The following is a 19,558-nucleotide window of genomic DNA, read 5'->3' on the forward strand; positions in this document are numbered from 1 at the left end:
CCTTGCACAGGTTCGAGTTGTCCACGTGGCCCCCGAGTTGTCCACGAGTTGACCCCAGGCTCTGCCCACAGCCGTCGATACGTCGCGACGTGGGCGTATGAGGGTTATCCACACCATCCACAGGGCTTACTACTACGACTGAATTTCTCTCTAAGAAGTATCAACAGAAGAAAAACAGGGGCTGTGTGTGCGCGAGCGCGCGTCGCGTCGCGGAGGCACCGGGACCGCAGGGCCGAGATGCAGCGGGGGATCCGCACGCTCTACGGTTGCGAGCAACGTCTGGTGCTTTCTCGAGGCGGCCCGGTCTTGTGTGCCCCTCGTGTCTGGAAAGGACTCTCATGAAGATCCGCGTCGAGCGCGACGGTCTCGCCGACGCCGTCGCCTGGGTCGCGCGCTCGCTGCCGTCCCGGCCGCCGGTTCCCGTTCTCGGCGGGATCCTCCTGGACGCCAGCGGCTCCGACGGGCTGACGATCTCCGGCTTCGACTACGAGGTCTCGGCGACGGTGGGGGTCGCGGCGACGATCGCGGACGGCGGTCGCACCCTCGTGTCCGGCCGGCTGCTCGCGGACATCACGAAGTCCCTTCCCGCACAACCGGTCGAGATCCTCGTCGACGGCGCCCGCGTGTCGATCACGTGCGGCAGCGCGAAGTTCTCGCTGCCGACCATGCCGGTCGAGGACTACCCACAGCTCCCGGCCATGCCGCCGCACGCGGGGCAGCTCGCCGGTGAGGTGTTCGGGCTCGCCGTCAGCCAGGTCGCCGTCGCGGCGGGCAAGGACGACACGCTCCCGATGCTGACCGGTGTCCGCGTGGAGATCGCGGGCGACAAGCTGACCCTCGTCGCGACCGACCGCTTCCGGCTCGCGATGCGCGAGTTCGCGTGGCAGCCGGACGAGAGCCTCGCTTCCGCGGGCGAGATCGCGGTGCTCGTCCCGGCACGCACCCTCGCCGACGCGGCCAAGTCGCTCGGCACCGCGGGCAACACCGTCGAGATCGCGCTGTCCCCGAGCGACGGGCTGATCGGTCTGTCCGGCGCGGGGCGCCGCACCACGAGCAGGCTCCTCGACACCGAGTTCCCCCGCTACCGCCAGCTGCTGCCGTCCGAGCAGACCGCGGCCGCGATCATCGACGTGGCTCCGCTCGTCGAGGCGATCAAGCGCGTGTCGCTCGTCGCCGAGCGCGGCACCCAGGTCCGGCTCGAGTTCGGTGACGGTGGTCTGCGCCTGTCCGCCGGCGGCGACGACGAGGGGTCGGCGGAGGAGGAGCTGTCGGTCGAGTACTCCGGCGAGCCGGTGACGATCGCGTTCAACCCCGGCTTCCTCCAGGAGGGGCTCGGCGCGCTGCACGCCGACCGCGCGGAGTTGTCCTTCACCACACCCAGCCGACCGGCGTTGATCAAGCCGGTCGGGGACGATGGAAACGTCGTCCCGGGTTACCTGCACCTGCTGATGCCGGTGCGGCTGCCCGGCTGACCGGTTTCCATTCCAGGGAGGGACAAGCCAATGCAGCTCGGTCTCGTCGGTCTCGGCCGGATGGGCTTCAACATGCGCGAGCGGTTGCGCGCCGCGGGCCACGAGGTCGTCGGGTACGACCGCAACCCGGACGTGAGCGACAGCGAGTCGCTGGCCGACATGGTGTCGAAGCTGTCCGCGCCGCGCGCGGTGTGGGTGATGGTCCCGGCGGGTGACCCGACCCGGCAGACGATCGCGGAGCTGTCGGAGCTGTTGTCCGACGGCGACATCGTGATCGACGGCGGCAACTCCCGCTTCTCCGACGACCAGGCGAACTCAGGCCTGCTCGCGGAGAAGGGGATCGCCTACCTCGACTGCGGGGTGTCCGGTGGCGTGTGGGGCAAGGACAACGGCTACGGCCTGATGGTCGGCGGTGCCGCCGCCGACGTCGAGCGCGTGATGCCGATCTTCGACGCGCTGCGCCCGGAGGGGCCGCGCGAGGAGGGCTTCGCGCACGCGGGCGCCGTCGGGGCCGGCCATTACGCGAAGATGATTCACAACGGCATCGAGTACGGCCTGATGCAGGCGTACGCCGAGGGCTTCGAACTGCTCGAGGCCGCCGAGGTGATCGAGGACGTGCCCGCGACGATCAAGGCGTGGCAGCGCGGCACGGTCGTCCGGTCCTGGCTGCTCGACCTGCTCGTGCGCGCGCTCGACTCCGACCCGGAGCTCGACGACCTGCGTGGCTACGTCGAGGACTCGGGCGAGGGCCGGTGGACCGTCGAGGAGGCGATCAACCTCGCCGTCCCCGCGCCGGTCATCTCCGCCGCGCTGTTCGCCCGGTTCCGCTCGCGGCAGGAGGACTCGCCCGCGATGCGTGCCGTCGCCTCGCTGCGCAACCAGTTCGGCGGGCACGCGGTGCAGGCGGCGGGACCGACGTCCGGTTCGGGCAGCACACAAGGCTGAGAGTGTGTACGTCCGGCACTTACAGGTCACGGACTTCCGGTCCTGGGAGCACGCCGACCTGGAACTCGAACCGGGACCGGCCGTGCTGGTCGGGCAGAACGGGCAGGGCAAGACCAACCTTGTCGAGGCCCTCGGCTACGCGGCGACGCTCGGCTCGCACCGCGTCGCGACCGACGCGCCGCTGATCCGGCACGGCGCCGCCCGCGCGATCGTGCGGACCGCCGTGGTCAACGAGGGCCGCGAGCTGACGATCGAGCTGGAGATCACCGCGGGCAAGGCCAACCGCGCGCGCGTGAACCGGGGGCCGGTGCCCAGGACCAGGGACGTGCTCGGGATTCTGCGGACGGTCCTGTTCGCGCCGGAGGACCTGGCGCTCGTCCGGGGCGACCCCGGCGAACGCAGGCGGTTCCTCGACGACCTGCTGGTGCTGCGCGCACCGAGGTACGCCGGGGTCCGGTCGGACTACGACCGGGTGCTGCGGCAGCGGAACGCGTTGCTGAAGTCGTCGGGCCACGCCCGGCGCGCCGGTTCGAAGGGGGACATCGGAACGCTGGACGTCTGGGACGGGCACCTCGCCCGGCACGGCGCCGAGCTGCTCGCGGCCAGGCTGGACCTGGTCGCGGACCTCGCGCCACACGTCACCGCGGCGTACGCGGGGGTCGCGCCGGAGTCGCGGCCCGCGACCATCCGGTACCGCTCGGGGATCGCGGACTCCTTCCCGGAGGAGTACGGGACGACCGGGCGCGCGGACATCGAGGTGCTGACCGACGCGCTGCTCGCGGCGATGGCCGCGAACCGCGACCAGGAGCTGGAGCGGGGTGTGAGCCTCGTCGGCCCGCACCGCGACGAGCTGGAGCTGACGATCGACGTGTTCCCCGCGAAGGGCTACGCGTCGCACGGCGAGTCGTGGTCGTTCGCGCTCGCGCTGCGGCTCGGGTCCTACGAGCTGCTGCGTGCCGACGGCAACGAGCCGGTCCTCGTGCTCGACGACGTGTTCGCGGAGCTGGACCGCCGAAGACGGGAACGCCTCGCCGAGGTGTCGGTCGCCGCGGAACAGGTGCTCGTGACCGCCGCCGTGCCGGAGGACGTCCCAGGAGAACTCGCGGGTGCCCGCTACCTTGTCTCCGACGGGGAGGTCCGCCGTGAATGATCACCGGAACGTGACTGCGCGTGGTGTGACGCGTCGCACATCTGGGGACAAACCTGTGGATAGTGTGGATAACGCTGTCACTCGGCGTCCTTCCGCGCCCCCCGAGCGGGGGAAATCCGGCGATCTGACCTCCCCGAACGAGGTCGCCACCGACGGCGCCGCACGACCTGCCACGGAGAGTGACTATCCACAGCTCCGCGGTTCGGACCTCGCGCGTGCCGCTCTGGCCGCCGCGCGGGCCGCGTCCGGCGGTCCGGAGGCCAAGAAAAAGAAGTACGTCGCCCGCGGCGCGGGCGCGGTCAACCGCCGCCGCCGCCGGTGGTCCGGCCCCGGCGCCGACGAACGCGACCCGCAACCGCTCGGTCGCATCGCCTCTCGTATCGCGCTCGAGCGCGGGTGGGCGCCCCGCCTCACCACTGGCAGGCTGTTCGACCGGTGGGCGCAGATCGTCGGCGCCGACGTCGCCGAGCACGCGCAGCCGGTCGAGCTCAAGGACGCCGAGCTGACCGTGCAGGCCGACTCGACCGCATGGGCCACCCAGCTGCGGCTGCTGCAGAAGCAGCTGCTGGCCAAGATCGGCGCGGGCGTCGGCCACGACGTGGTCAAACGGCTGAAAGTCCTCGGTCCGACCGCCCCGAGCTGGCGGTTCGGCACACGCCACGTGCGCGGCCGGGGCCCCCGGGACACCTACGGGTGACCTCGGGTGGCGCTATCGGGCCGGAAGGTGTGAAATCCGCGAAGTAGGGCCCACGCAGGCGTACGGGGTCGGCCGAGAGCCCCTTCGGGCGTCTGTGACGGAGCTAGGGGTGTGTTCGCGCCATTCTGCGCGCCCGCACCAGTATGATTGATACAGGCGATCGGCTTGGCCCTTTCCCGACAGGAGACACCCCGCCCGTGGCGACTAACAACCATGAATACAACGCGTCCTCCATCAAGAAGCTGGAAGGCCTCGAAGCGGTTCGCAAGCGCCCCGGCATGTACATCGGGTCGACCGGCGAGCGCGGTCTCCACCACCTGATCCAGGAGGTCGTGGACAACTCCGTCGACGAGGCGATGGCCGGGTTCGCCACACGAGTCGAGGTCACGCTGCTGGAAGACGGTGGTGTCCGGGTCGTCGACGACGGGCGCGGCATCCCGGTCGAGTACCACCCCGAGTACAAGCGGCCGACGGTCGAGGTCGTCCTGACCGAGCTGCACGCGGGCGGCAAGTTCGACAGCGACACCTACGCGGTCTCCGGCGGTCTGCACGGCGTCGGCGTCTCGGTGGTCAACGCGCTGTCCACCAAGCTCGACATCGAGGTGCACCGCGACGGCAAGATCTGGCGGCAGCACTACGAGCGCTCCGAGCCGGGCCCGCTGACCGAGCACGGCGACACCGACGGCACCGGCACGTCGGTCAGCTTCTGGGCCGACGGGGAGATCTTCGAGACCACCACGTACAACGCGGAGACGATCGCCCGCCGCCTCCAGGAGATGGCCTTCCTCAACAAGGGCCTCACGATCGTCCTCCGCGACGAGCGGGTGGCCGACGAGGAGACCGCCGAGGACGCCGAGGGCCACGCCGCGCGGGTCAAGGAGCGCACCTACCACTACCCGGGCGGGCTCGAGGACTTCGTCAAGCACATCAACCACACGCGCGAGGCGATCCACGGCAGCGTGATCTCCTTCGAGGCCAAGGGCGAGGGCCTCGAGGTCGAGGTCGCCATGCAGTGGAACACCGGCTACAGCGAGTCGGTGTACACGTTCGCCAACACGATCAACACGGCCGAGGGCGGCACCCACGAGGAGGGCTTCCGCGCCGCGCTGACCCGCGTGGTCAACGTGTACGCGCGCGACAAGAAGCTGCTCAAGGAGAAGGACCAGAACCTCACCGGCGACGACATCCGCGAGGGCCTCGCCGCGATCATCTCGATCAAGCTGGCCGAGCCGCAGTTCGAGGGCCAGACCAAGCAGAAGCTCGGCAACACCGAGGCCAAGACGTTCGTGCAGACCAACGCGAACGAGATGCTGGCCGACTGGTTCGAGCGCAACCCGTCCGACGCGCGGACGATCGTGACGAAGGCGGTTTCCTCGGCCCAGGCCCGCATCGCGGCCCGCAAGGCGCGCGAGCTGGTCCGCCGCAAGGGCGCGCTCGACATCGGCGGCCTGCCCGGCAAGCTCAAGGACTGCCGGTCGACCAACCCCGAGGAGTGCGAGCTCTACATCGTCGAGGGCGACTCCGCCGGCGGCTCGGCCAAGGAAGGCCGGGACTCGCGCTACCAGGCGATCCTCCCGATCCGCGGCAAGATCATCAACGTGGAGAAGGCGCGCATCGACCGCGTCCTCAAGAACACCGAGGTCCAGAGCCTGATCACCGCGCTCGGCACCGGCATCCACGAGGACTTCGACGAGTCGAAGCTGCGGTACCACAAGATCGTGCTGATGGCCGACGCCGACGTCGACGGCCAGCACATCCGGACCCTGCTGCTGACCCTGCTGTTCCGCTTCATGCGGCCGCTGGTCGAGCACGGGTACGTCTACCTCGCGCAGCCGCCGCTGTACAAGATCAAGTGGCAGCGCGCCGAGCCGGAGTTCGCCTACTCCGACCGCGAGCGCGACGGGCTGATGACCGCCGGTCTCCAGGCGGGTAAGAAGATCAACAAGGACGACGGCATCCAGCGGTACAAGGGTCTCGGCGAGATGAACGCCGACGAGCTGTGGGAGACCACCATGGACCCGGCCCACCGCCTCCTGCTGCAGGTCACCCTGGACGACGCCGCGCAGGCGGACGAGCTGTTCAGCGTGCTGATGGGCGAGGACGTCGAGGCCCGCCGCTCGTTCATCACCCGCAACGCCAAGGACGTCCGCTTCCTCGACGTCTGAGTCGAGGGACGCGCGCCTGAAAGGAACCCCCGTTCGTGACCGACACCTTGCCGCCCGTGCCGCCGGAGTCCGACCGCACCGAGCCGGTCGACATCCAGCAGGAGATGCAGCGCTCCTACATCGACTACGCGATGTCCGTCATCGTGTCGCGCGCGCTGCCGGACGTCCGCGACGGCCTCAAGCCCGTCCACCGCCGCGTCCTGTACTCGATGTACGACACGGGCCTGCGACCCGAGCGCAGCCACGTCAAGTGTTCCCGCATCGTCGGCGACGTCATGGGTAACTACCACCCCCACGGCGACTCCGCGATCTACGACGCACTCGTGCGCCTCGCACAGCCGTGGTCGATGCGGTACCCGCTGATCGACGGGCAGGGCAACTTCGGCTCACCGGGCAACGACCCGCAAGCCGCCATGCGGTACTGCGTGGACGGCGACTCCCGGGTCAGGCTGGCCGACGGCACGAGCATCCGGATCGCGGACGTCGTGCCGGGCGCGAAGCCCAACAGCGACAACCCGATCGACCTGAAGGTCCTGGATCGCAACGGCGACCCGGTACGGGCCAGCATGCTCTTCCACTCCGGTGCGCATCCGACGCTGAAGCTGACGACCACCGAGGGCTTCAGCCTGACCGGTACCCACAACCACCCGGTGCTGTGCCTGGTCGACGTGCTCGGCGTGCCGACCCTGCTGTGGAAACTGCTGGAGGAACTCACCCCCGGCGACCATGTCGTCCTGCAGCGCATGCCTTACGACGCTGACGAGGTCCCGTCCACCAGGGATTTCGCTGCCGCGACCGTCGCCGGTGCGTTCGTGAGCGAGGGCTTCGTGTCCGAGCGCAGGGCTGGGTTCAACAACATCGACGAAGCGTTCTTCACGTTGGTGGCCAGGGCCTACGACATGGCGGTCGGAGGGCCGAGGTACATCTCCTCCCGGACGATCGCGTCCGGATCCGTGCTGCACGAGCTCGACGTGCACAACCTCGGTGCGCTGAAGAAGTCCGTGCTCGGCGCCATGGTCGGGCAGCGCAGCGCCGACAAGCACGTGCCGGAGTTCGTCTGGCGTTCGGGGATCGCGCTCAAGCGTGCGTTCCTCCGGGCGCTGTTCACCGGCGACGGTTCGGCATCGGCGCTGCCCAGGAAGTCGGTGCAGGTCTCCTACTCGACACGGAGCAGTAGGCTCGCCAGGGAGGTCCAGCAGCTCCTGCTCGAGTTCGGCGTGGTCGGCAAGCAGGTCCGGCACGCGAGCGGCGAGTTCAAGGTCGTCATCACGAACCGTCGCGATGCCAGGATCTTCGCCAACCGCATCGGCTTCATCGGGGTCAAGCACGACAAGCTCGCCGCGATCCTCGACGCTCTGCCGCTGCGCAGCTCCGCGCTCTCCAGGGACCACGTGCCGTTCGTCGCCGACTACATCAGGGCGAACGGTGCCCAGAACCCGTCCGAGCGCAACTGGCTGGCGCTGCACAACGTCGACCGGATCGACCGGTGGGCGGATCGGCGTCCCGAGATCGTCGAGCGGATCACCGAGCCCGAGGTGCTCGATGTGGTCGAACCGCTGGTGGACGGGCGCTTCTACTACGCGGAAGTGAAGTCGGTGGAGGACGCCGGTGCCCGTGAGGTGTACAGCCTCCGGGTCGACACCGACGACCACGCCTTCATCACCGACGGCTTCGTCAGCCACAACACGGAAGCGCGGATGACGCCGCTCGCCATGGCGATGCTGCAGGACATCCACGAGGAGACCGTCGACTTCGCCGACAACTACGACGGCAAGACGCAGGAACCGACGGTCCTCCCGTCCCGCATCCCGAACCTGCTCGTCAACGGCAGCAACGGCATCGCGGTCGGCATGGCGACCAACATCCCGCCGCACAACCTGCGCGAGGTCGCCGCCGGTGTCGTGTGGGCGCTGGAGAACTGGGACGCCTCCGACGAGGAGACCCTGGCCGCGATGATGCAGCGGATCAAGGGCCCGGACTTCCCGACCAAGGGCCTGATCCTCGGCACGCGCGGCATCGAGGACGCCTACCGCACCGGCCGCGGCTCGATCCGCATGCGCGCGGTCGTCGAGGTCGACGAGGACGCCAAGGGCCGCACGATCCTGGTGGTCACCGAGCTGCCGTACCAGGTCAACCCGGACAACCTGATCGAGAACATCGCCTCGCTCGTCCGCGACGGCAAGATCGGCGGCATCGCCAACGTCGACGACGAGTCGTCGAAGCGGGCCGGCATGCGGATCGTGATCACGCTCAAGCGGGACGCGGTCGCGAAGGTCGTGCTGAACAACCTGTACAAGCACACCCAGCTGCAGCACAACTTCGGTGTGAACATGCTGTCGCTGGTCGACGGCGTGCCGCGCACGCTGCGCCTGGACCAGATGATCCGCCACTACGTGCGCCACCAGGTCGAGGTCATCGTCCGGCGCACCCGCTACCGGCTGCGCAAGGCCGAGGAGCGGGCCCACATCCTGCGCGGCTACGTCAAGGCGCTCGACGCGCTCGACGAGGTCATCGCGCTGATCCGCCGCTCGCCGACGGTCGACGAGGCCCGCAGCGGCCTGATCGAGCTGCTCGCGGTCGACGAGATCCAGGCCAACGCGATCCTCGAGATGCAGCTGCGCCGCCTCGCCGCCCTCGAACGCCAGAAGATCATCGACGAGCTGGCCGAGATCGAGACCTACATCGCCGACCTGCAGGACATCCTGGCCAAGCCGGAACGGCAGCGCGCCATCGTGCGCGACGAGCTCATGGAGATCGTCGACAAGCACGGCGACGACCGGCGCACCCAGGTCATCCCCTACGACGGCGAGGTCTCCGTCGAGGACCTGATCGCGGTCGAGGACGTCGTCGTCACGATCACCCGCACCGGCTACGCCAAGCGCACCAAGACCGACCTGTACCGGGCGCAGAAGCGTGGCGGCAAGGGCGTGCAGGGCGCGGGCCTGAAACAGGACGACATCGTGGCGCACTTCTTCGTGTGCTCCACGCACGACTGGATCCTGTTCTTCACGAACAAGGGCCGGGTGTACCGCGCGAAGGCCTACGAATTGCCGGAGGCCAACCGCAACGCGCGCGGCCAGCACGTCGCGAACCTCCTCGCGTTCCAGCCGGACGAGGAGATCGCGCAGATCATCGAGATCAAGGACTACCAGGTCGCGCCGTACCTGGTGCTCGCGACCAAGAGCGGCCTGGTCAAGAAGAGCCGCCTGTCCGACTTCGACTCCAACCGCGCGGGCGGTCTCATCGGCATCAACCTGCGCGAGGACGACGAACTGGTCGGCGCTGTCCTCTGCGCCGCGGAGGACGACCTGCTGCTGGTGTCCGCGAGCGCCCAGTCCATCAGGTTCCACGCGAGCGACGAGGCGCTGCGGCCGATGGGCCGTGCCACGTCCGGTGTGCTCGGCATGCGGTTCAACGACGGTGACGAACTGCTCACGCTCGGCGTGGTCCGCGAAGGCACGTTCCTGCTGGTAGCGACCAACGGTGGCTACGCGAAACGCACCCCGATCGAGGACTACCCGGTCCAGGGACGGGGCGGTAAGGGCGTGCTCACCGTTCAATATGACAGCAAGCGTGGCAGGCTGGTGGGTGCACTCATCGTCGACGAGGACGACGAGGTGTACGCGATCACGTCCGCGGGCGGGGTCATCAGGACCTCTGCCCGGGAGGTTCGCAAGGCCGGACGGCAGACGAAGGGGGTGCGCCTCATGAATCTCGGAGACGGCACCACCCTGGTCGCGATCGCCCGCAGCGCGGAGGCCGAGAACTCCGAGGAAGTCACCGGTGAAACAGCGCCGGAGAGCAACGTGAGCGACGATCAGGGCGTCATCACCAGTACAGCCGACGGCACGGACGGCGACACGACGCCGCCCGAACCGGAATAAGCCGCGAGACACGTAGGGGACCCGCGTGACACCACCCGACAAGCCCGGACGCACCGGCCAGGAAGCGGAGACGGACCACACGTCCGCCGTCGCCATCAGCGGCCAGGCCAACAAGGTCGACCAGGCCGGTGGGAACCACGACGGAAACGGCAGTGCGCCGGCCACGACACACGTGGCCGGCGCGGAGGACCTCGAACTCAGCCACGGCACCCCACCACCGTGGCAGCGCGTCACCGCCGACAGCCAGGCCACGACGCAGCAGACCCGCCGCCCCGAACCACCGGGGGAGAAGACGGTGCAGGTCGAACGCCCGGTCGTCACCGGGTCGGCCGCCAACCGCCTGTTCGGCGGCAGCACCGACGCACCGACCGTCAACGTGCCGCAGACACTGCCGACCACCCCCGGCACCCCGCCGGGCGGCGTCCCGTCCGCGGCCCGCACGACGGTCCACCTCGACGGCGGCGGCAACCCGGGCACCGGCCCACTCCGATCCGTGGGCACCAGCGCCGCGGCGCCCAGCGCACTGCGCAGGCCCGGCCGCGGCCCCCGCCGGGCCAACCTGCAGATCAAGCGCTTCGACCCGTGGTCGGTGCTGAAGCTGTCGCTCGTACTCGGCGTCGCGCTGTTCTTCGTGTGGCTCGTCGCCGTGGGCATCCTGTACGCCGTCCTCGACGGGATGGGCGTCTGGGACAACCTGAACGGCATCTCCGACGAACTGCTCCAGGGCGCCAACGAAAGCGGCACCCCACTCATCAGCGCGGGCCGGGTCTTCGGCGTCGCCGCGATCATCGGCGCCGTCAACATCGTGCTGTTCAGCGCCCTGTCCACGGTCGGCGCCTTCATCTACAACGTGTCCGCCGACCTGGCCGGCGGACTGGAGGTAACCCTCGCCGAACGCGAGTGATACCCCGTTGGGGGCCCCAACCGCCGTGTTGTAGAGTTTCCCTCGCAACAGGGGCCTATAGCTCAGGCGGTTAGAGCACTTCGCTGATAACGAAGGGGTCGGAGGTTCAAGTCCTCCTAGGCCCACAGCACCTCAGGGCCGGTTTCCCAACCAAGGGAAACCGGCCCTGAGACTCTAAGTGGGACTCTAAGAGGTCATGGTCGTCTGCTGAGCAGATCGATCCTCCGCACGCCCGTTCCAAGCAGCGGGATGGCCGTTACGAGCCGTGGTCGTACAGGTCGCCATAGCTGGGCTCAAGCCAGACGACATGGAAGGTATCGAGGATACGAACGCCTGCCATGGGGAGACGACCGTGGTACCGGAAGACCATGAACCGCTCCTGATCTTGGAACTGCTCAGGGATCGGCGCGCGAAGTTGTCTCTTGGGCATCAACTCGAAGCCAAGGCCATGTCGACGTTCTGACTTCAGCTCACGCCACTTCTTCGTGCATCTGACCTGCAACGCGGCCGCGAAGGACGCGCGAGCACGATCGTCGGGCAGGCTCGGAATATCGAAGCCTCGCTGGATATGGGCTAGGCAGAACTTCGGCGTCATGTCGTCGTAGTCCACCTTTGGCGGCGCGACCGGGAGAGTCTCAGAACTTCTGTTCGGCCTCTTACCGCGACCCGCGTTACTGCGACCCATGGCCGCTACCGTCTCACCGACTCGAAGTACTGCTTCAGCTCGCTCTTCGGAATAACCACCGAACGCTGCCCGCTGAAGTGATCCTTCCAGGGGCGTTCGTCGTGCGTCATGTTCCGAAGCCGCCAGGCCGCGTAGCCGCCATAGGTGTTCCACACCTTGCTCAGGAACTCTGCGGTGTCCTCGTCGACATCCTCGAAGTCGAACGGATCGTCAGGTTCTAGCGCAACGTCGTGAGAGCCATAGTGCTTGAACTCGTGGTACACGGTCGGAACCACCGGCCCGTGCGACCACGCTTGGATCTCTTCCCGAAACAGAGGTGACCCGGTAGCCGCCAGATGGTGACCCTGCGCGTAGTACAGCAGCTTCTGAAGCTTCAAGTTGGAGAGGTCAGCCCCCTCCTCTTCCTCAGCCCATGCAATGAACCACTTTGCGATGGTCATCACGCCGTACTGGGTGCTCACGTTCCCCCTCTCGGACGAGCCACTACTACAACCTGAGTTATCCACAGGTCCACACACAGTTAACAACCACTTGCCCACAATCTATCCACAGCATCTCACCTCCTATGGTGAGTGTTACCTAACCGGGCCGCATTACTCCAAGTGCTCACTAGATTGCGGATGGACGCACGACTAGAGCCCTACTCAGTGTATCGAACATAGATTCGAATTAGAAGTCTCGGCTACGCTCCGTTATCTCGTCTATAACAGGTCGGGGTCGTGTGTGGTTGGGTGACCAGCACCTCGTCATGGGTCTCGTTGACGTGGTCGGTCCCTGCGGTCGCGCCGGACGGTTTGACAACCGCTGGGGCGGCTTCCCAGATCAGGAAGCCGCCCTCCGCGCAACGCTAAGCAGCTCTGTCGTCTTCTGGCCCGCTGAATATGCGGTCCATAGCTTCGGCCCCGTGCTCCACGATCGGCCTGAGTTGATGGCGATACACCAGCTCGGTGACCGCCGTGCCGTTGTGGCCCATCAGCCGCGAGATCTGTTCGATGGGCATGCCGCTGTCGGACAGCAAGGACACGAAGCTGTGCCGGAGTTCTCGCGGGGTCCAGTCCGTCTCGACCAAGTCGGCCTTCTTGGCTACCTTCCGGAACGCGCGCCTGACGTTGTGCGCGTCCAGTTCGGTCCCGACCGCTGACGCGAAGACCAGGTCGTTCTCCTGCCACCGGTCTCTGGCAAGCCGTCGCATGTACGCGAGCTTGGCTTGATGTGCCTTCAGTGCGTCAATGCATCGTTGGGGGAGCGCGAGGGACCGGCGAGACTTCCGGGTCTTCGTGTCGCCCCCATCCCGCACGGACCGCCACACCATGATGTGCGGAGGTATCGGCGGCTCGGCGTCCGGCTTGCCGACCAGGTCAACGTGCGACCAGGTGAGTGCGCGCATCTCCTCCGTTCGCGCGCCGGTCAGCAGGGACACCACGACGTAGGCCCGCATCGGGGTTCCCTCGGCTGCCTTCAGGATGGCTTCGGCCTGGCCGAGGGTGAGGGACTTCGAAGGCCGACCGGGCTTGCCCTCGGGGACTTCGCACAAGAGCACGACGTTTCGCCTCACCTTGTCCCGCTTCTGTGCCCTCGCGATGGCACGCCGAAGGATGGAGTGCAGGTCACGGAGCGAACGAGTGGAAAGGATCTTCGCCTTCTTGGCTAGCCACTTGTCCACGTCGTCAGCGGTCAGTTCACGGGCCTTCCGTGCGCCGAGGTCGGGAATGACGTGGCAGTTGGCTAGGGTTGTCAGCTTCTCCACTGTGCTCGCTGACCGGCGCGGCAGGCCGAAGTTCAGGAAGTCGGTAACGGCCTGGCGCACGGTGTACAGCCGGTCTTCGGAGGGCAGCCCGTCTTCGAGGTCCCGAAGCATCTCCCTGAGCTTCGCTTGTGCCTCCGTCTTGGTCTTGCAACTCGCCTTGCGGAACCTCCGCTTGCCCGCAGGCGTGTACCCGACGGTGACCTTGGCCACCCAACGCTGACGGTCGTCGTCCCAGTACAGGCTTCCGTCGCCGCGACTACGCCGCTTCGTCACAGGGACACCTCCGACTCATCTATGAGCATCTGGACGTAGGTCTGAATGGCGGCCGCCGGGATGAGCCGGGCGCGGCCCTGCTTGACCGAGCGCAGTCGACCGGCACGGATCTGCTCGTAGATGAACGAGCGGCTCATGGACAGGAGCTTCATGGCCTCGGTGACCCGGTACAGGTGCCGTCCGGGCACCGCCACAGGGGTGGGCATCGAGTTCGTCATCACGCTTCCCCCGCACTGTCGGATGTGTTGTCCGCGACCGGCGCGACATCCGCGACCGCACTGGTCTCAGGGGTCGCGGACAGCTCTGGGCGTCCGCGACTGTCCGCGACCTGTCCGTGAGTCCGGGTCGCGGAGGTCGCGTCTGGTTGCGCGACTCGTTCGGAGTCGCCGGGTTGGGTGACCTGGTCGGTCGCGGGCGTCGCGGAGGTCGCGCCTGCATCGGGCGGGGGCAGGTAGCGGCTCCATGCGTCGGACAGGCCGCCGTCGCCGTCTACGCGGTAGCCCTTCAGGGCTTTGCCGTTGACCTTCACGTCCTTGGGCCGGACCGAGTAGCGGTCCAGTTCCTTGGCGAGTCGGCGACTGTCGAGCGGCTTGCCTTGGAGGTCTGTCCACGGGCCGTCTTCGATCGCATGTAGCTCACGGATCAGGTCGGCTGTTGTCATGCGGTCGGTCTTCTGTGCGGTGAAGACGTCGCGGATGTCCGCTAGCAGCCGGACGCCGGTCGAGACGTTCTGCGGTCCGGCGTCGACCACGAAGTGGCGGCACGCCTTGCGTGCGGTCTCCGGCCAGTGCCCGCCGGCCGAATCCGCGAGGGCGAGCAGTGGACGCCAGATCTCGGCCGCGCGGTCGCGCACACCATCCGGCCGTTCGGGCCGTGCTCGTGCCACGTCGTCAGCGACGCGTTGTGCCCATGCTTCGAGATCGGCGCTGACGGGTGCGGCTTCCCTCTCCACGTCTTCTTCTATGAACTCCTCGACCAGTTCGTCATGCCGACGCTTGCGCATGTGGATGGTCACCGCGCGAGTGGTGATCGTGGCTGGCATGCCTCCCGCGATTCCGGCCAGTGCGACCGGTGCGTAGACCGGGAAGCGGGTGACGTTCATGCTCTTCGCGTCCCCGACACACCGGGCGACCGTGGCCGTCCGCTTGTATCCGGCGTTGAGCAGTGCGCGGAGGTCTTCGTTGTTGCCGCCGGTCTTGGGGTTGAACACGGCGTCGATCTCGTCGAAAAGCAGCGTGATCGGGCCTTCGACCAGCATCCGGAACACGGCTGCGGGCGTGATGCTGATCGTCATCTCGGGCTTGGCGACCAGGTACTGACCGACTTCGAGCACGCGCGTCTTGCCACTGCCCGGTTCGGCCGAGTCCAGGATGAGCCGAGGCGTGACGTACAGCCGGTCCGCAATGTGGGTGTGGGCGTACCAGAGCGCCAGCGTCGGCGCACAGTGCTCGTTCGGGAACGCGGAGAACCGCGACACGAACGCCACCACCGCATCGAGTACTTCGTGACCGGACTTGACGAACGCGTTGGCCGGGGCCGGACCGAGCCACGTCAGCGGCCGGGCAGGAGCGACCTCAGGCACGTCGCTGTTCGGGGCAGAGCCGTTGTCCTCGGTGTGCTTGATGGCTGCCTGCCGTGTGGTCCAGGTGGTCTGGCACGCCTCCGAGCAGAACTCGTCGGACGGGGAGCCGTCGCGGGAACCTCCGCACTCCACACAGGCCCGTTGATCGTCGGCAATGACCGCGTCGATCGCCGAGAGAGCTTCGGTGAGATCGGGCATCAGGCCGCCACCTTCAACCGCGTCGCGTCGCCGGTCTGGTCGCGGGCGGCCAGGTAGCGGCTCCACAGGTCGTCCACGCGGCTCGTGTCGTCGGTGACGTCGAACAGCGACGTCGTCGACCACTCGTCATCGACGCCTTGCACCAGGCGCAGGCCGTGGGCGCGGACTGCCCGTCGCCAGGCGGCCTTCAGTACGAGCGATTTCAGCCAGGCACCGGCAGCCTCGGGCGCGAGCGGCGCGTGGTGGTAGGTGTCGGCGATCCACAGACCGATGTTGTGGAGTCGTCGCGGGCCGCCGGTCCACGGCCGCTGGTCGGTCGTCTCCCACGCGCGGTCCAGGAGGGCGAGCGGCGCGGGTGCCTGGTCTTCGGCGGCCAACTCGATGGCGAGTTGGAGCACGTCGGCCGCGACTGGCGAGCCGAGGTCTGCGGCCTGCATCCCGGCGAGCAACCTCCGGGCCGGGACGGTGCCGAGCTGCATGACGCAGCCGAGGAACTGACGTTCTGGGTCAAGGATTGGTGAAGTCATCGGAAGCCCTTCGAAGCGCGGGACGGCGGTCAGCGGTCGTCGTCTCGGCGGTTGCGGTCCCGCGCTTGGCGGATGGAGCGGCGGACCCGGACAGCGGCGTTGTAGGCGCGGCGACCAGCCCGGAGCGTGCGACCGGTGCCGTTGCAGCGCCGACAGAGCCGGATGGCGCGCAGGATCGGCGAGCGGAAGTCGCCCACTCCGCGGCACGAGCGGCACGCCTTGTACGGGTAGACCGCACACGACCAGGCGTAACCGAGAGCGACAAGGATCATGACGAGCAGGAACGGGCCGGTCAGGCTGTCGAGGGTGTTCATGGGGTGTCTCCTGGGCTGTTTTGGGCCGCGTTCGGCCCACGCCTCTAGGTGCTAGGGCGCTGATCAGGAAAGGTTTTGGTGTCTAGGGAGGGCTCTAGGTCTAGAGGGCGAGGGCTCTAGACCTAGAGCCGCGCAACGCGCTAGCCGCGACCTCGAAGCCGCTCACTGTCCGTGAGAAGTTCGGTGAGCCACTCACGCTTGATGCCCATGCGGTTGGCGCTCTTGCCGGTTGTCGGGTCGGTCGCCCACACCTGCTTTGTGGAGATGCCGAACGGCTTGAGCGCACCGGCCAACTGCGTGGCCTTCGCCGCGCCGGTCGGCAACTCGGCCCACGGGCCGTAGACCGCCGGGCGCAGCTCGGCGAGCCGATCCACGATCGTCTCCGACCACGCCTTGTCCGCGTCGCCGATCGCCGTCAGCACGTCCGGCAGCAAGGTGCTGCCGTCGCGCTCGTCCTCCTCGGGTGTGAGGTCGAGTCCGGCCGCGTAGCCGGTGAGCCGACCGGCCGCCAGCCGTGCGGCACGAGCGCGCGCCGCGAGCTGTTCGGCGTCCGGGCCGTCGATGTAGACGCCGCGCGTGGTCCGCGGCTCGTCTCCCTCGCCGAGCAGGATGCCGATTCCCTTGTCACGGAAGGAAAACGTCGTGGCCTTGATGCCGTTGCGGTAGGCGGACGTGCCGAGAACCATGTCGTTCGCTGGCTGGCCGGTGACCTTCAGGCAGAACCGCATGACGGCGTTGTCGCTGATCGCGGTCGGGATGCTCTTCGCGTCCGGTCGTTGGGTGGCCAGGATGATCACGATGCCGAGCGCCGGGCCGCGCTTGACCAGGTCGGTGCAGATCGCCTCGATTTCCGCGCCGTGCTCGTCGTGCTCGAACCACTTCTGGCACTCGTCGATGCCGATCACGATCGGATGCAGGCCGAGGGACTTCTTGTCGGCAAGCTCCGGCGTGACCTTGTTCTCCGGACACAGGTCCTTCGGCAACTCGCGGATCACCTTCGCTCGCCGTCGCAGCTCGGTACTCAACGCGCGTAGGTCCGCCACGGCGTACGCGATGTCTTCCGGCTCGTCCCCCGCCCGGTAGCGATGCGAGATCGGCGCGAGCGGCGACAGGTCGCCTGTGCCCTTGAGGTCGTACGCGTGCAGCTCGGCGCGCGGGTCCATCCCGGCGAGCAGCAGCAGTTCCCGCAGCGTGAACGTCTTGCCCATGCGGGGAATCGCGCCGATCACCATCGAGATGAACATCAGGGTGATCTCGACCCACCGGCCGCGCTGATCGGTGCCGAACGGCTGAGGCTTGAACAGGTCCACGCTTCCGGCCTTGCGCAGCGGCCACACCGGTTGGCGGGACTTGGACATGTCCTGGTCGCCGACCCACAAGACCATCCGTCCGGGATGGACTTCCGCGTTGCCTTCCGGCCACACGCAACCCAGCGGACGGCCGAGGGCGGACGCGAGCTTTGCCCGACGCTCGATGACCTCGGCAACGGTGACACCAGGCGGCAAGTCCACGTCTGCGCGCCAACCAGGTCCGTCCCGCTGAATCGGCGCGGTGAAGCCGATCGCATCCGGGTTCTTGGCTAGCGCCTGGTTGATGCCCGCGATGCCCAGTACGGACAACGCGTGAACGACGTTGTCACTCGTGAGCTTCTGGATCTTCGAAGCCGTCACTGCACGAGTAGCGACGATGGGGTTGTCCTTTGTGGTGCCGAGTTTCCCAAGCAGGCCGACCGCCACGACGCCGCAGGCCCACAAGACCCACGCTGGCAACGATTCCGGCAGGAACAGCACCAGGCCGAGCACGATCGCCGCAGCCAGGCCGAGCTGAGTCCAGCGCAGCACCACACGCCGGTCCCGTTGCTGCGACAGCTTCAGGTACAGGTCGGCGGTGTCGGCGGTCGCGGTCTCGGATCGCGCCGGGCGACCCTCCGCGTCGGTCACGTATCGGCCGGTCGAGGCTGCCAGGAACAACAACCCACGTGGGGAGCGCACGGCCAGCCTCAGCGCGTACAGCGGCGACCGGGCGACGTGGTAGCCGATCTTGTGGGCGTAGTGCACGCCCACCCACTTCGCGGCCTGCTTCGCCTCGCCCAGCGTGCGGAGGTAGGACGGAATGATCGGCTGACGTTCCTGGTTCCGCAAGCGGTCCAACCAGGTCGAACCGTCCGTGACGGTCGTGTCCACCGAGACAGCGGGTGCGCTCTCATCGACCAACTCAGCGTCGACGATCTCCGGTGCGGGTGCAGGCCGTGTCACGGGAACAGCGGACGGGAATGCGATCACGTTGCCGGACTTGCCATTGGAGAATCCGTCTGTGGTGGTTGCCATCAGTCGTTCACCTCCTGGCGGGCGTGGAGCAGGTGAGCGAGAGCGGCACCGCACCCGAGCACGACCACCGGCAGGCACGAGACGAGCGTGGTGATCGGCCATGGGGCGTGCGTGACACCAGCCGCGGTCATCAGGTGGTACGCGACTTGTCCCGCCATCCCGAGGGCCAGCGAGCCGAATGCCGACCACTTGGCGAACTCACGGGCGCGAGCAGGCCCGGTCGCATCCGACAACCAGACCCGCATTGCGAACGCCGCGTAGGTCTCAACCCCGATCGGCAGCGTGATCGCCGAGTTGATCGACAGGCCGTCCCAGATGCCGGGGAGCAGTTCGATCGGCCCGAAGCCGGTCAGGCGGCCGAGCCCGACCCAACCACCCCAGATCGCCACGAACGCCGGTAGGGCCAGCAGCAGGAGCGGCCAGGACGGGACAGGCCGCGGAGCCAGACCCGAGTCTGCAACGGCCCTGACCTGCACGGTCGACTGTTGTTGCTCCCGTACGTGCGGCTTGTCCGTGCCCGTCTCCGGGGCGGGGTTCTCACCGGATTCCGGGACGGAGTGAAGGACCCGGACCGGCGCGTTCTCGCGCTCGCTGTTAAGCGCGTCCAGGATGGCGCGCGCCTTGGGGGCACCCACCCGGAACTCGGTCATGATCCGGTTCCGAGAGGGCGTGGAGCCCAGGTCCGCGA

General features: G+C 67.9%; 16 protein-coding genes and 1 tRNA gene. 8 read left to right on the forward strand and 9 right to left on the reverse strand.

Annotated elements, in window-relative coordinates:
• The first annotated feature begins 338 nt into the window (after positions 1–338).
• The 8 genes from dnaN to ACIBVP_RS26055 all read left to right on the forward strand — a co-directional run bounded on the left by dnaN (position 339) and on the right by ACIBVP_RS26055 (position 11,342).
• On the forward strand, positions 339–1,472 hold the full coding sequence (gene dnaN, locus ACIBVP_RS26020) for a DNA polymerase III subunit beta (protein WP_396108923.1): 1,134 nt from the start codon (positions 339–341) through the stop codon (positions 1,470–1,472).
• A 30-nt stretch (positions 1,473–1,502) separates the two neighbouring features.
• Positions 1,503–2,417, forward strand: a complete 915-nt coding sequence (gnd, locus tag ACIBVP_RS26025) for a phosphogluconate dehydrogenase (NAD(+)-dependent, decarboxylating) (RefSeq protein WP_396108924.1) — start codon at positions 1,503–1,505, stop codon at positions 2,415–2,417.
• 4 nt (positions 2,418–2,421) lie between these two features.
• The gene (gene recF / locus ACIBVP_RS26030) at positions 2,422–3,567 is read left to right on the forward strand and encodes a DNA replication/repair protein RecF (RefSeq protein ID WP_396108925.1); all 1,146 of its coding nucleotides are present in this window, start codon (positions 2,422–2,424) and stop codon (positions 3,565–3,567) included.
• Positions 3,568–3,622: 55 nt separating this feature from the next.
• Complete coding sequence (locus ACIBVP_RS26035; RefSeq protein ID WP_396108926.1) at positions 3,623–4,264, forward strand: DciA family protein; 642 nt, start codon at positions 3,623–3,625, stop codon at positions 4,262–4,264.
• A gap of 197 nt (positions 4,265–4,461) precedes the next feature.
• Entirely contained in the window at positions 4,462–6,429 is a 1,968-nt protein-coding gene (gyrB, locus tag ACIBVP_RS26040; protein WP_396108927.1) for a DNA topoisomerase (ATP-hydrolyzing) subunit B, read from the forward strand.
• Between the two features lie 35 nt (positions 6,430–6,464).
• Entirely contained in the window at positions 6,465–10,313 is a 3,849-nt protein-coding gene (gene gyrA / locus ACIBVP_RS26045; protein ID WP_396108928.1) for an intein-containing DNA gyrase subunit A, read from the forward strand.
• A 172-nt stretch (positions 10,314–10,485) separates the two neighbouring features.
• A complete protein-coding gene (locus ACIBVP_RS26050) occupies positions 10,486–11,217 on the forward strand; it encodes a DUF3566 domain-containing protein (RefSeq protein ID WP_396108978.1) in 732 nt (243 codons plus the stop codon).
• A 51-nt stretch (positions 11,218–11,268) separates the two neighbouring features.
• Positions 11,269–11,342 (forward strand) — tRNA-Ile (locus tag ACIBVP_RS26055).
• A 131-nt stretch (positions 11,343–11,473) separates the two neighbouring features.
• Here the strand turns inward: ACIBVP_RS26055 and ACIBVP_RS26060 are convergent.
• From ACIBVP_RS26060 to ACIBVP_RS26100, 9 genes are all read right to left on the reverse strand, one after another.
• Positions 11,474–11,812: a hypothetical protein gene (locus ACIBVP_RS26060; protein ID WP_396108929.1), complete on the reverse strand. Its 339-nt coding sequence runs from the start codon at positions 11,810–11,812 to the stop codon at positions 11,474–11,476.
• Between the two features lie 95 nt (positions 11,813–11,907).
• The gene (locus ACIBVP_RS26065) at positions 11,908–12,363 is read right to left on the reverse strand and encodes a Panacea domain-containing protein (protein ID WP_396108930.1); all 456 of its coding nucleotides are present in this window, start codon (positions 12,361–12,363) and stop codon (positions 11,908–11,910) included.
• Between the two features lie 386 nt (positions 12,364–12,749).
• Positions 12,750–13,922, reverse strand: coding sequence for a tyrosine recombinase XerC (gene xerC / locus ACIBVP_RS26070; protein ID WP_396108931.1), 1,173 nt, complete (start codon positions 13,920–13,922; stop codon positions 12,750–12,752).
• Positions 13,919–14,128, reverse strand: coding sequence for a helix-turn-helix domain-containing protein (locus ACIBVP_RS26075; RefSeq protein WP_396108932.1), 210 nt, complete (start codon positions 14,126–14,128; stop codon positions 13,919–13,921). The genes xerC and ACIBVP_RS26075 overlap by 4 nt, the downstream gene beginning before the upstream one ends.
• Before the next feature lie 11 nt (positions 14,129–14,139).
• Positions 14,140–15,702, reverse strand: coding sequence for a DUF3631 domain-containing protein (locus ACIBVP_RS26080; RefSeq protein WP_396108933.1), 1,563 nt, complete (start codon positions 15,700–15,702; stop codon positions 14,140–14,142).
• Complete coding sequence (locus tag ACIBVP_RS26085) at positions 15,702–16,229, reverse strand: hypothetical protein (protein ID WP_396108934.1); 528 nt, start codon at positions 16,227–16,229, stop codon at positions 15,702–15,704. Before ACIBVP_RS26085 ends, ACIBVP_RS26080 begins: the two co-directional genes overlap by 1 nt.
• Positions 16,230–16,258: 29 nt before the next feature.
• Positions 16,259–16,543, reverse strand: coding sequence for a hypothetical protein (locus ACIBVP_RS26090; protein ID WP_396108935.1), 285 nt, complete (start codon positions 16,541–16,543; stop codon positions 16,259–16,261).
• Between the two features lie 140 nt (positions 16,544–16,683).
• Positions 16,684–18,972: a cell division protein FtsK gene (locus ACIBVP_RS26095; protein WP_396108979.1), complete on the reverse strand. Its 2,289-nt coding sequence runs from the start codon at positions 18,970–18,972 to the stop codon at positions 16,684–16,686.
• Complete coding sequence (locus ACIBVP_RS26100; RefSeq protein ID WP_396108936.1) at positions 18,870–19,520, reverse strand: ABC transporter permease; 651 nt, start codon at positions 19,518–19,520, stop codon at positions 18,870–18,872. Before ACIBVP_RS26100 ends, ACIBVP_RS26095 begins: the two co-directional genes overlap by 103 nt.
• Between the last annotated feature and the right edge of the window lie 38 nt (positions 19,521–19,558).

This window comes from Actinophytocola sp. NPDC049390 (assembly GCF_044466355.1).
GTDB lineage: Bacteria > Actinomycetota > Actinomycetes > Mycobacteriales > Pseudonocardiaceae > Actinophytocola.

What these genes read in the sequence shown, in the direction of transcription:
- dnaN (WP_396108923.1), top strand. Translation starts at nt 339, where the DNA reads ATGAAGATCCGCGTCGAGCGCGACGGTCTCGCCGACGCCGTCGCCTGG.
- gnd (WP_396108924.1), top strand. Translation starts at nt 1,503, where the DNA reads ATGCAGCTCGGTCTCGTCGGTCTCGGCCGGATGGGCTTCAACATGCGC.
- ACIBVP_RS26060 (WP_396108929.1), bottom strand. Translation starts at nt 11,812, where the DNA reads ATGACGCCGAAGTTCTGCCTAGCCCATATCCAGCGAGGCTTCGATATT.
- ACIBVP_RS26075 (WP_396108932.1), bottom strand. Translation starts at nt 14,128, where the DNA reads ATGCCCACCCCTGTGGCGGTGCCCGGACGGCACCTGTACCGGGTCACC.
- ACIBVP_RS26080 (WP_396108933.1), bottom strand. Translation starts at nt 15,702, where the DNA reads ATGCCCGATCTCACCGAAGCTCTCTCGGCGATCGACGCGGTCATTGCC.
- ACIBVP_RS26085 (WP_396108934.1), bottom strand. Translation starts at nt 16,229, where the DNA reads ATGACTTCACCAATCCTTGACCCAGAACGTCAGTTCCTCGGCTGCGTC.
- ACIBVP_RS26090 (WP_396108935.1), bottom strand. Translation starts at nt 16,543, where the DNA reads ATGAACACCCTCGACAGCCTGACCGGCCCGTTCCTGCTCGTCATGATC.
- ACIBVP_RS26095 (WP_396108979.1), bottom strand. Translation starts at nt 18,972, where the DNA reads ATGGCCGATCACCACGCTCGTCTCGTGCCTGCCGGTGGTCGTGCTCGG.
- ACIBVP_RS26100 (WP_396108936.1), bottom strand. Translation starts at nt 19,520, where the DNA reads ATGACCGAGTTCCGGGTGGGTGCCCCCAAGGCGCGCGCCATCCTGGAC.